Here is a 12,137-nt window from a genome sequence, read left to right on the forward strand (position 1 = left end):
TTCCTTCTATAAGGCCCCTTCTTCGGGAGGGGCTTTCCCGTTTCAGCCCCCTGCTGACTCCCCGATTGTTGATGAGCGCCAGACCTCGCGCAACGCTTTCCCAGAGGCAGTTTTCCCTTCCCCGAGCGGTCACGCAAAATGCTGCAACAACCTGATCATTTGCACCTTTTAGCGGAATGCAGATATAAAAAATCCCCGGCTTTTTGGGCCAGGGATGTTCATAGCTGGAAATTTATTCTACGTTTTCTGCGACGGGAGTTGTTGAGGTTAAGGGGGAAGTCAATGCCGCCAGCGAGCCGCCTGAAACGCCAATTTCATTGAGCAAGGAGTCAATCAGCGGTGCCTGTGTGCGGTAAGAGAGTGCGGCAGACAATGCCTGTTCTGCCAGATTTCCTCCACCAACGCGACCTGATGTTGCATCATCCGCAGCGCCGCCACGATTCAGCCCATCGACCTGAATAATTTTGATGCCGTCGATGGACTTCATTGGCTCAACGGATTTTTCAATTACCGCAGGCAGCGCCTGCAACAATGCCAGTTTGAATTTAAGGCTGGTTTGTTCATCAGAAAGTACGTTGATAGCGTCGTTCAACGCACGTTGTGCTTCTGCTTCTGCCAGACCCTTTTTACGCGTAGCTTCGGCTAACTCAACGATAGCTGCCGCCTGCATCTCTGCGGCTTCTTTTTCTGCTCTTGCCTGTACAGTCAATTCAACTGCTTTGGTTTCTGCGTCTTGTGCGGCGGCAATCAGTGCCACTTGCTTGGCACGATCGGCTTCGGCTGTCTGGCGAGTGGTTTCTACGTTTTGCTGGGCGCTTACCGCTTCTGCAAGTGCGAGATTGGCACGCGCTTCTGCCTGTGATTGTTGCTCTGATTTTGCCGCAATGGCGATTGATTTCGTCTGGTTGGCGATTTCGGTGACCTGTTGCTGTTCGATCTCTTTAATGCGAATTTCACGTTCGGCCTCAACTTTTCTGGAGCGGACGGCCTGCTCGCGGTCGATTTCCGTTTCCTGGATCTGTCGTTCAGCCAGAATTCGCGTCTGCTCTGCTTCACGATGACGTTCAGCTTCAAAAGCCGCAATTTTCGCATTCTGCTCAGCGGTACGGGTTTTAACCTGCTGCTCCTGCTCAAGCGTCATAAACGCTTCTTGCTGTTCAATTTCCAGCTTGCGCGACAACGCATCACGGTTTTTCTCACGCACTGCGACTTCCACATCCTGTTCAACTTCGTTACGCTCGCGGCGACGGCGCTCTGTCTCCTGAGTCAGTTTGGTTAAACCTTCGGCATCAAAGGCATTGTTCGGATTGAAATGTTCTTTCGACGTCTGGTTAAAGTTGGTAAGTGAAACGCTTTCCAGTTCCAGGCCGTTTTTCGACAGATCTTCAGCTACGGTATTTTGTACTCCCTGCACGAAGTTCTCGCGGGTATCCTGTAACTCATGCATGGTCATTTGTGCTGCTGTCGCACGCAGGGCATCGACAAATTTATCTTCAACCAGCATACGTAAGTCTTCAGGTGACAGGGTGCGTTGCCCCAGCGTCTGGGCCGCAGTGGCAATCCCTTCTACTGAAGGTTTTACGCGCACAAAGAAAGCGACCACGACATCGACGCGCATACGATCTTTCGTAATCAGGCTATCAATGGTTGAGCGGCTGACTTCCAGCTTCAGGGTATTCATATTAATGGGGATTATTTCATGGAAAATTGGCATCACGATTGCGCCACCACTCATCACCACTTTTTGCCCACCTAAACCAGTACGAACAAATGCTTGCTCTGCCGAAGCGCGACGATAGAGCCTGGCGAAAATAATTCCAATAATAAACAGAATGCATACGGCAATAATTGCGGTAAACATCCAGGAGGGCACAGAACTAACAATATCATCCATTATTAAATTTCCTTTGGATTAATAAATTACAATATTTGGGGCCAGGGGTTGTTTTCTGCCAAATATCGCGTTGCAGAAAGTCGGCAAATAATTAACACTTTGTCTCCTTTAGTGAAAAACTTTCCTTCTTCAGGTTCCAGTAGTAAATAATGTATTTGGCCAAATTGATCGGTGAGTTTTCCTTCGCAGGGGTTACCTGAAGTGGCTTGATGACCGGTAATTAACGCCATGCTACCAATATACTCTTCTTCTGTAATGGCTGAGCTATAGTCGCGTGGAATCCAGGGCGCAACTATTTTACCGGTATAATGCACTGTAATAATTGTGAACAGTAAACTGACAGGAACCACGAACAGGTTCGTGAGTGGTGATTGCCAGACCATGATGCAGGCATGCTGCAACAGGATGCCAATAAGACCAAAAAAACCAGCGAGTAAGCAGAGAACGACGAGAGCTGGCAATCTTCCGATATTGAGATAATGAAGTGCCTGGCTAATATGACCTGTGGTTATGGAATCGTAATGGTCAAGATGCGCATCAAGAGCACCGGAGAGCATGTGACCGCAGATAAGTGCCAAAATTTCTAAAAGGCCGATCAAAAGTACAAAGGAAATAGCGAAAAGATAAGGGGTGTTATAGTCGGCGAATAAAATCATATGTCACTCCAATGTCCATTTAGTGACGCAACATTCACTTCGGGATAGTTTCCTTGCTTACATTTGCTTGTGTTAATAATAACACGCGTCAGATAAGTTCTGGAAGAGAAAGTCTTTTAATCCGTTTTTTTATTTTTCACTAGAAAGTGTGATCAGGGACAATATATTTACGCACGTTATGTTTAAAGGCTCTACACTGATTGGGGAATACTGAAATCAGAAAAAGCATATGGCCTTAAAAGGTATGCGATAACCGGAGGATGTGCTTATGGATCATAGTCTTAATTCCTTAAATAATTTCGATTTCCTGGCGCGTAGTTTTGCCAGAATGCACGCGGAAGGTCGTCCGGTCGATATCCTGGCCGTTACCGGTAACATGGATGAAGAACATAGAACCTGGTTTTGCGCACGTTATTCCTGGTATTGCCAACAGATGATGCAAACCAGAGAACTTGAATTAGAACACTGATATTACGGGCCGTCTGGCCCGTTTTTGTGTTGCTTTATTCTGCTTTATCAATAGACGGGATAGCCGGAGGAGATTGAGGATCTGCTACTGGATTATTGCGCGCTTCCAGTTCATTGATGCGCTGTTCCAGTAATGCCAGTTTCTCACGAGTCCGTAACAGGACTTGCGTCTGAACGTCGAATTCTTCGCGGCTTACCAGATCGAGACGCGTCAGCTGCGCTTGTAGGGCCTGGCGGATTTTTTTCTCCGCATCTTCCCCGAACTCCCTGATTCCTTTAGGCATTGATTCGTGAACCTGGCGAGCGATTTGCTCAATTTTTTTCGGGTCAATCATTGTCGTTTCCCTGTACTGATAGGTGTTGAGTGTCATTGTAGTGCGATAAGGGTAAGTCATAAACCAGAATTATGTGAAGCTATGCGTTGCTGCCGCTAATCATTAGCGTTATAGTGAATCCGCTTATTCTCAGGGCGGGGCGAAATTCCCCACCGGCGGTAAATCAACTCAGTTGAAAGCCCGCGAGCGCTTTGGGTGTAAACTCAAAGGACAGCAGATCCGGTGTAATTCCGGGGCCGACGGTTAGAGTCCGGATGGGAGAGAGTAACGATTCTGTCGGGCATGGACCCGCTCACGTTATTTTGGCTACATGCCACCACTCCTAAGACTGCCCTGATTCTGGTAACCATAATTTTAGTGAGGTTTTTTTACCATGAATCAGACGCTACTTTCCTCTTTTGGTACGCCTTTCGAACGTGTTGAAAATGCACTGGCTGCGCTGCGTGAAGGACGCGGTGTAATGGTGCTTGATGATGAAGACCGTGAAAACGAAGGCGATATGATCTTCCCGGCAGAAACCATGACCGTTGAGCAGATGGCACTGACCATTCGCCACGGTAGCGGTATTGTTTGTCTGTGCATCACTGAAGATCGCCGTAAACAACTCGATCTGCCAATGATGGTAGAAAATAACACCAGCGCTTATGGCACCGGTTTTACCGTGACCATTGAAGCAGCTGAAGGTGTGACTACCGGTGTTTCTGCCGCTGACCGTATTACGACCGTTCGCGCAGCGATTGCCGATGGCGCAAAACCGTCAGATCTGAATCGTCCGGGTCACGTTTTCCCACTTCGCGCTCAGGCTGGTGGTGTACTGACACGTGGTGGTCATACTGAAGCGACTATTGATCTGATGACGCTGGCCGGCTTTAAACCGGCTGGTGTGCTGTGTGAGCTGACCAATGACGATGGCACGATGGCTCGTGCGCCAGAGTGCATTGAGTTTGCCAATAAACACAATATGGCGCTCGTGACCATTGAAGACCTGGTGGCATACCGTCAGGCACATGAGCGTAAAGCCAGCTGAAAACCGCTGCTTAATTTACTGCGTTAATCAAGAAACCGAAGTTGTAGCTGGCTTCGGTTTTTATTTTTCCCTGCTATGCAAGATGTTAATTCCGCTTCTATTTCTATGAGAAAGTTTCATTAATATCAGGCATTCTTTTCCATTATGATCAAAATCATATAATTGTTCCGTTATTATGCGACCATATGAATATATCCAAAAAAGGATATGTGAAATTTATGCGCTAAATGTTTAGTATTGTTAAATATTAAGGGTAAAAGGATGTTTATCGCCTGGTACTGGATTGTATTGATTGCTCTGGTTGTGGTGGGTTATTTCCTGCATTTGAAACGTTATTGTCGGGCGTTTCGCCAGGACAGAGACGCACTGCTTGAAGCGCGGAACAAATACTTAAACAGTACGAGAGAAGAGACAGCCGAAAAGGTAGAATAGGGCTTTAGTAAAGCTGGCAGAAGTTGTCCATACGTTGGACAACTTCTGATGTTGCTTTTAACTAACCAATTCCCGCCGTTTGTAGCAGTACTAAACTGAATCCCATCACTGACATTCCACATAGCACGCCATAGCTGGGGTTATTATTGGGGTCAATCTCTTTGGCGAGGGGCATTAACTCATCAACCGAGAGTGCCACCATAATTCCTGCAACCGCCGCCATGATTGCCGCCATGACCACCGGAGAAATCATGCTACCGAGGATTAACCACGCCAGTACACCACCAAGAATTTCTGCCAGACCAGAAATCCCCGCCCACAGAATCGCGGTGCGTTTTGACCCCGTTGCCGCGTAAACCGGACCCGCAACTGCCAGACCTTCAGGAATATTATGCAATGCTACAGCCAGCGCGATGCCCAAGCCCAGCTCCAGGTTGCTGCTCGCCGTGACAAAGGTAGCAATCCCTTCCGGGAAGTTATGCAGACTGATGCCGAGAGTGAGCAAAATGGCTGTGCGCTTGATCGATTTTGGCAACGGCTGCACCGATTTTTGCATTAAATCCTGCGGATGCGCATGCGGCAGCATGCGGTCCAGGCCAAAATAGCCAAGTAGACCGAAGATAAACATTCCATAACCCAGCACAGGCGACATTCCTTCGGCGGCTAATGCGGCAGGAAGCATTTCCATTAATGAGATGAGCAACATGATCCCCGCCGCAAATCCTAGCGAAAACGCCAGTAAGCGGTTCGAGGGTTTTTGCCCGAGAACGCCGAGAAACGCGCCAATAAACGTGGCTGCCCCCGCCAGTATGGTCAGAATGAGAGGTACTGACATCGACAACTCCTTATAAATCTTCACTTTCAGGCTGATCGTCAAAATAACTGATGATCACCATCATTGTTATCCGGGTTCTTACTCCACCAAACAAGCGTATTGTGAGGATATCAAAATGACACTTTTAGAGAAGGATATCATCATGTCTTCAACGCGTATGCCAGCATTGTTTTTAGGTCACGGTAGTCCGATGAACGTGCTGGAAGATAATTTGTATTCCCACAGTTGGCAGAAGTTGGGGGTGACATTGCCACGTCCGAAAGCGATTGTGGTGGTTTCGGCTCACTGGTTTACCCGAGGAACAGGAGTGACCGCGATGGAGACGCCGCCCACGATTCATGATTTTGGCGGCTTCCCGCAGGCGCTGTACGACATGAATTATCCTGCTCCGGGTTCGCCTGCGTTGGCACAGCGTCTGGTTGAGTTGTTAGCGCCGGTCCCTGTGACGCTGGATAAAGATGCATGGGGCTTTGACCATGGTTCCTGGGGCGTGCTGATTAAGATGTATCCTGACGCCGATATCCCTATGGTGCAGTTGAGTATCGACAGTAGCAAACCTGTCGCCTGGCATTTCGAAATGGGGCGCAAACTCGCGGCGCTGCGTGATGACGGGATAATGTTAGTTGCCAGTGGCAACGTGGTGCATAATCTGCGCACAATGAAGTGGCATGGTGATAGTTCACCCTATCCGTGGGCGACGTCATTTAATGAATATGTGAAAGCGAATCTGACGTGGCAAGGACCAGTGGAACAACATCCTCTTGTGAATTACCTCGACCATGAAGGTGGCGCTTTATCGAACCCAACGCCGGAACACTTTTTGCCACTGCTGTATGTGTTAGGTGCATGGGATGGGCTGGAGCCAATTACCATTCCGGTTGAGGGTATAGAAATGGGCAGTTTAAGTATGTTGTCGGTGCAGGTAGGCTAATAAAAGGACCCGAAGCCAGAATGACTGGCTTCGGGGGGCTGAGTTAGCCTCTGACGATTTTAAGCGCCCATGCGCCACTCATGATGACCAGCAGCACCAGACACATACCAAAAGCCAGCATACAAGCCTGAGCCATATTCATAAAGTGCCACGGTGGCAGCAGATACCAGCCTTCGGATTGCTGGTAAAGGTCAACAAACCATTGCTGAGTGCTACTCAGTGTGACGCCATCGGGAACGACTGGTGCGTCATAGCCACAATCCCCGGTAGGTTTGAACCACTCTGGTGCCCACTGTGCCAGCGGCAGGTTAAAGGGGAAAGTTGGATCTGTAGAGCAACCTTGTACGCCAAACAGTGAATCCGGATCAGGGTTATGTACCGCATGATGGATATCATTCAGTTTGAACGAAAACTTAAGTCCCATAATGCTGCCGTAAAACGCCATTACGCATCCAATCAGCTTGAGGACGATGTTTCTTGGGTTGATCGCCGCAATCAATCCTCCAATAACCATCACAAACATGGCATAGCGAATGTAAACACACTGTTCACATGGTGCCATGTAGAGATAGATCTGGAAGAAAGAGTGCGCCAGAATAATCAGCGCGCCCATCGCAACGGCCATTAACAGCCACAAGAAGCGCTTCTCTTGCCATCTTACCAGCGTGTCCACTGGTGAAGTGCGAAGGTCTTTCCACATTCCCTTAATACCCATAGCCTGTTTCCCTGTTATTTGCTTGCTAACTCACGGATAAGGTCAGCCATAGAGTCAATGGATTTGATATTTTTGGTGTAAATCAAATACTTACCATTGACTACGTATGCTGGAACACCCTGGATTTTTGCGACATCATACGCAGCCTTCCATTTTTCAAGTGTTTCCTGAACGGCTGGTTCTTTAAGCGCCGCGTCAAAGTCTGCCTGGCTCACGCCCGCAGCATCCAGACCTGTTTTGATAAAGGCTGCCGGATCTTTACCATCAGACCAGCGCTCTTTCTTATCGTGGTAAGCAGCGTAGTAGGCAAACTTCGCTTTTTTAAACTTTGAGTTAGCATCGAACAGAGAAACGCCAGCAGCCTGGTCTTTAGCGATCATTACCGCAAAGACTTCACTACCTTGTTTCCCGTACTCACCTTTGGTTTCCAAATGGAAAGGTGTGAACGTGACGAGGTCTTTCACTTTTTCCGATACCGGACCAGTCACTGCTTTGTCGTACTTGTAACAGAATGGGCACGCGTAGCTGAACACTTTGATCAAGGTTTTGTCGGCATTTGGAATGGGTTTTTCCAGAACCATATAATCCGTGCCTTCAGTAAAAGCAGACGCGGTGAACGGCACTGCCAGTGCAGCGGTCAACAGCACGCTTTTAAACAGTGATGATATCCATTTATTTGACATTTCTGTTCCCTCTTAATTATTTAAACATTTGTTGTGGACGTACTAACAGCGCACGGTAGTGAGTCTGGTTTGCTTTATCAGACATTACGTCGATTTCCACTTTGACTTCTTTGGTTTTGTAATCAATTTCATTCAACTTACCGATTGTCGGTTGCCCGACATCGAACAGGTGAATTGAACCACCAAAGCCGAACATAGTGTTACGGTCTGCCTGATATTCGATTATAGAGGTAATCGGGCTATAGAAATCGTAGCCACGTTCTTTACCATATTCCCAAATCTGCTGGACGGTACCTTTCTTCTCATCAATTTTATATTCAACAAAACGTGAATATTTCATGGTCGGTAAGGCGGGTTGTTCCAGGTGGCGACCATCACCGTTATCAAAGATGGTGAGCGTGCCTTTGCTGGAAATCCATGCGGTATGCTGGGTGTAGGTGAAGTCGAAATCGGAGTTTTCACACCTACCGTTTTCATCACAAGTGATCGGTTTACCATTGGCATCAACAGGCTTCAGCAGTTTGCCAGCCAGTGGTTTTTCCCAGCCTTTGGATGGAGCCAGTATCCATTTAACTTGCTTATCACGACCGATTTTCACAACACCCTGATGACGGGAAGAAAGGATGATTGAGTCATCTTTAGCATCATAAGCAATGGAGTTAACGTGTGCCCAGTTACGGCCTGGTCCAACACCTAATGCGTCACCGAACGGAGTATCCGGCTCAAGTTTAGCCTGCTGTCCTGCGTGGTTTAGGTCAACGTTAACGCAGACTGCACCAGCGTCTAACGAACCCAGCAATGCATCACGCTTCGGATCGAGGATTCTGGTCAAATCCCATACATCAATAACGCGACCGGATTTATCAACTTCGAGAATATGGTCACGAATGGTGGTTACGTGTATACCATCATCACGGCGATAGTTGCTCTTACCTACGCGTAACAACACAGTACCATTTGGTGTTTCAACAGATTCATGGGTAGCGTCAGCATAGCCACGAGGCAATTTATGATCTTCCAACACCTGGCCCATCATATCGAACTCATACCAGTGCTGACCCTGGACGGCGGTAAAGGTGCCACGCGGTGTTTCACGGATACCCATCAGATAGCCACGTTTGTTAATGTTGCGGTCACGGCCATCATAGAAGGTGTCTTGATCCAGCCACCAGCGATATTCACCTTGGGTATCAACAATGAATGTAAATGGCGCGATATCAAACGGTAATGCACCCGTTGCCGGACCCGCATCAAGGATACCGGCGTTCTTATCTTTTTCGCCGTGCCAGTGGAGGTCAGAACCCTGCGAGGTAAAGGTATGGGTGTTAACGAGATAGAGGCGGTCTTCAAAGCCAGGCGCGATTTTAACAACTTTAGTTGTCTGCAAATCGGTGATGGAGCGGTTATCCATGTAGTTGTTTACGATGGCAGAAGTTTGCACAACATAATCATCTTTCATCGCTTTACCGTTTTCTTTCCACTCAACGGTAACCTTGTTAGCAAATTTTTGGTAAAGGCCAAAAATAGGCACGCCATCGTAAGTTTTCAGCGACTCTTTACCCACGGCATAGGTAATTGGAACACCTTTTTCGCCCTTGCCATGGACGGTAACTTTTACATCAGAAATGATATGGCTGTCTAAGTCAACCAATGCAGTAAGAGGAGCGTTGCCATAGGGATCGACGATTATTGCACCTAGCTGCCCGGCAGGAGGTGCAGGTTTGAAACCTGCAGCCATCGCGCCTGTAGCAGACAAACCCAGGGTTAATGCAATAGTTCCGGCTACCAGTGTTTTTCTATATTTATCAAACATGGATACATCTCCTTATATAATGTAAAACATATAATAATTATTGTTCAGATGGTGCTAAGTAATAAATTGCGAAAATGAGTGGCTGTTAATAATGGATAGAAATGCTCTTTGTTGTTTTTTTATGGTTTTTGTTCAGCAGAAATGTATTTTTACCTTTAGCAAATAGTATGGAGGTAATATTTCAAGAACAATGCTCAATATTGTTTAGTGTGATCTGACCAGCATTGTTTTTTGGGTTGTTGTAGTGATTTTTAGTTATTTTTATATATTTTATCAATAAAATCATGGTGATAGCTTGGGTTTTTAAATTGCAATAATGATTGCATGTGACAAATTAACGTTAAGTTATTTGTTAATGTTAAATAAGAGGGGTGATTCAGTTATAATATATTGAGGAGGGGTATAGTTTCTGCAATATGATATGCTGCCCTTATAATAAGGGCAGCCAGGAGAGTTATCATTCAATAAAAATGTGGGGGTAGAAGCGGGACAAATCTTGAGTAATCAGCGCCCGGTCTTCACGAATACCAATTCCGGCAGGTTGATCGTTCACCAACCAGCTACCAATTAGCATATAGCTGTCACCAAATTTCGGTAGCGGATGGAATTGCTGAATAATCATCCCTTCTTCGCCATACGGGCCTTCTGCCGCCTCAATAGTTTTGCCGTTCTCGATGATCGACACGTTTGCACCTTCACGCGAGAAGATCGGCTTAACCACATATTTTTCCATTTGCGGATGATCATCTTCCGCAAAATAAGCAGGCAGCAGGTTTGGGTGATTAGGGAACATCTCCCACAGTAGTGGCAGAAGCGCCTTGTTGGAGATAATGCTCTTCCACGCCGGTTCCAGCCAGCGCACGCCAGCATCTTCCAGCTTGGTAGAGAACATCTCGCGCAGCATAAATTCCCATGGATACAGCTTAAACAGGTTAGCAATCACCTGATCCTGTAGATCTGTGAACTGACCTGTTTCGCCTAAACCGATATCGTCGATGTACAGGAACTCGGTGGCGATTTCGGCTTCAGCAGCGCAATCCTGTAAATACTGAATAGTGCCGCGATCTTCCACCGTGTCGCGACAGCAGGTGAGATGTAGCAACTGGAAGCCGTACTGTTCACGCAGATCGGCAAAGCGATCAATTAGCTTTTCTTGCAAACTGTTAAACTGGTCGCTGCCTTCCGGCAGATTGCCCGCGTTAAGCTGATCTTCCAGCCAGATCCACTGAAAGAACGCCGCCTCGTATAGTGACGTTGGCGTATCGGCGTTATTTTCCAGAAGCTTAGGTTCGCCTATGCCATCCCACGCCAGATCAAGACGAGAGTAAAGTGATGGCTGGTGAGTCAGCCATGACTGACGCACAAAACTCCAGGTGTGTTTTGGAATGCGGAATTTGGTCATCAGCTCATCGCTGGCGATTACTTTATCCACTACTTTCAGGCACATCTGGTGCAGTTCGGCGGTGACTTCTTCCAGCTTTTCAACCTGGGCGAGGGTCAACTTGTAGTAAGCATCCTCACACCAGTACGGCTCGCCGTACATGGTGTGAAAATTGAAACCGTATTCGTGGGCTTTTTCGCGCCAGTCCGGACGCTCGGTAATACTGACTCTTTCCATCGGTATCAGCCACCCATTGAACGAGAAGAGGTGCCAGTTGCGCTACGCTGCATGGTGCTTTGTTTGGCAACAGATTCACCAAAGCCGCCGCGGGTAACGGTAGTGGTGGTCGCCGGTTTCGGCGCCATGGCTGTCTTCGGTACGGTCATGGTGCGGCCGGGCTGGGCTGCGCCATAGTTTTTACCGGTCGCGTCGGTATATTTACCGTAAGCCGGGCTGGCAGGGTTTTTCGAGGAGAACAGCGGCTGCTGTGCAAATCCCGCGCCGCCGCCCATCAGACGCCCCATCATGTAACCGGCCATCAGCGGCATCCAGAAACTCCCGCTGGATTGCTGGGCCTGCGCCTGGTTTTCTGGTGCCATGCCAGCCTGGGCTGGTGCCTGCTGGCACTGACCTTCGCCAAATTCAGCAACACAGTCTTCACGGGTGGCGTATTTCGGCGCAGTACGTTCGGCTTCTTTCAGCGCATTGTTGTACGCGGTGGCACATTCGGCGCTTTTGCCTGGGTTTGCAGCTGAACAGTCATCAGCATTTTGATAGAGAGACACTGTCTCATCACTCTTTTCACAGCCTGCCAGCATAAAAACAGTGGCAACCGCGAGAGCGACAGGTGTCAGATGGCGTGCGCTCCAGTTTTTGCGGAACGATGCGTGGCGTATGGATTTTGTCCGTTTCATTTTTGTCTTCCGGGACCAGTGGTAAATACCCATCAGAATAGAGGATGGCTGGT

The 12,137-nt window shown here is 48.0% G+C and carries 13 protein-coding genes and 1 riboswitch; of the genes, 4 read left to right on the forward strand and 9 right to left on the reverse strand.

From position 1 onward, the window contains the following. Window positions 1–232 precede the first annotated feature (232 nt). Both A7090_RS15945 and A7090_RS15950 read right to left on the reverse strand, forming a co-directional pair. Window positions 233–1,894, reverse strand: coding sequence for a flotillin family protein (locus A7090_RS15945; protein ID WP_105274755.1), 1,662 nt, complete (start codon window positions 1,892–1,894; stop codon window positions 233–235). 26 nt (window positions 1,895–1,920) lie between these two features. Beyond that, entirely contained in the window at window positions 1,921–2,550 is a 630-nt protein-coding gene (locus tag A7090_RS15950; protein WP_105274756.1) for an OB-fold-containig protein, read from the reverse strand. 268 nt (window positions 2,551–2,818) lie between these two features. On the opposite strand from A7090_RS15950, the gene glgS reads away from it, so the two are divergent. After that, window positions 2,819–3,019 (forward strand): cell surface composition regulator GlgS, encoded by a 201-nt coding sequence (gene glgS, locus A7090_RS15955; RefSeq protein ID WP_105274757.1) that lies wholly within the window; start codon window positions 2,819–2,821, stop codon window positions 3,017–3,019. 34 nt (window positions 3,020–3,053) lie between these two features. Here glgS and ubiK read toward each other — a convergent pair whose 3' ends face one another. Then, window positions 3,054–3,353, reverse strand: a complete 300-nt coding sequence (gene ubiK / locus A7090_RS15960) for a ubiquinone biosynthesis accessory factor UbiK (protein ID WP_123056961.1) — start codon at window positions 3,351–3,353, stop codon at window positions 3,054–3,056. 121 nt (window positions 3,354–3,474) lie between these two features. After that, window positions 3,475–3,623, forward strand: a riboswitch (FMN riboswitch). Window positions 3,624–3,726: 103 nt separating this feature from the next. On the opposite strand from ubiK, the gene ribB reads away from it, so the two are divergent. Both ribB and yqiD read left to right on the forward strand, forming a co-directional pair. After that, complete coding sequence (gene ribB / locus A7090_RS15965; protein ID WP_001076997.1) at window positions 3,727–4,380, forward strand: 3,4-dihydroxy-2-butanone-4-phosphate synthase; 654 nt, start codon at window positions 3,727–3,729, stop codon at window positions 4,378–4,380. 261 nt (window positions 4,381–4,641) lie between these two features. Further along, entirely contained in the window at window positions 4,642–4,812 is a 171-nt protein-coding gene (yqiD, locus tag A7090_RS26010; RefSeq protein WP_000469266.1) for a protein YqiD, read from the forward strand. A gap of 61 nt (window positions 4,813–4,873) precedes the next feature. Here the strand turns inward: yqiD and zupT are convergent, their stop codons facing one another. After that, on the reverse strand, window positions 4,874–5,647 hold the full coding sequence (zupT, locus tag A7090_RS15975) for a zinc transporter ZupT (protein WP_073553523.1): 774 nt from the start codon (window positions 5,645–5,647) through the stop codon (window positions 4,874–4,876). A 142-nt stretch (window positions 5,648–5,789) separates the two neighbouring features. Here zupT and ygiD point away from each other — a divergent pair, with 142 nt between their 5' ends. After that, window positions 5,790–6,578, forward strand: coding sequence for a 4,5-DOPA-extradiol-dioxygenase (ygiD, locus tag A7090_RS15980; RefSeq protein ID WP_105274759.1), 789 nt, complete (start codon window positions 5,790–5,792; stop codon window positions 6,576–6,578). Window positions 6,579–6,621: 43 nt separating this feature from the next. Here the strand turns inward: ygiD and dsbI are convergent, their stop codons facing one another. From dsbI to A7090_RS16005, 5 genes are all read right to left on the reverse strand, one after another. Further along, window positions 6,622–7,293 carry a protein-disulfide oxidoreductase DsbI gene (gene dsbI / locus A7090_RS15985; RefSeq protein WP_105274760.1) on the reverse strand — a complete coding sequence of 224 codons (672 nt, stop codon included), beginning with the start codon at window positions 7,291–7,293 and terminating at the stop codon, window positions 6,622–6,624. A gap of 14 nt (window positions 7,294–7,307) precedes the next feature. Continuing rightward, a complete protein-coding gene (locus A7090_RS15990; protein ID WP_105274761.1) occupies window positions 7,308–7,976 on the reverse strand; it encodes a thiol:disulfide interchange protein DsbA/DsbL in 669 nt (222 codons plus the stop codon). Window positions 7,977–7,992: 16 nt separating this feature from the next. Next, complete coding sequence (locus tag A7090_RS15995) at window positions 7,993–9,789, reverse strand: aryl-sulfate sulfotransferase (protein WP_105274762.1); 1,797 nt, start codon at window positions 9,787–9,789, stop codon at window positions 7,993–7,995. Window positions 9,790–10,246: 457 nt separating this feature from the next. Further along, a complete protein-coding gene (locus A7090_RS16000; protein ID WP_105274763.1) occupies window positions 10,247–11,407 on the reverse strand; it encodes a glutathionylspermidine synthase family protein in 1,161 nt (386 codons plus the stop codon). Window positions 11,408–11,412: 5 nt separating this feature from the next. Continuing rightward, a complete protein-coding gene (locus tag A7090_RS16005) occupies window positions 11,413–12,084 on the reverse strand; it encodes a DUF1190 family protein (protein ID WP_000831533.1) in 672 nt (223 codons plus the stop codon). Window positions 12,085–12,137 lie beyond the last annotated feature (53 nt).

Source organism: Escherichia sp. MOD1-EC7003 (genome assembly GCF_002965065.1).
Lineage (GTDB): Bacteria > Pseudomonadota > Gammaproteobacteria > Enterobacterales > Enterobacteriaceae > Escherichia.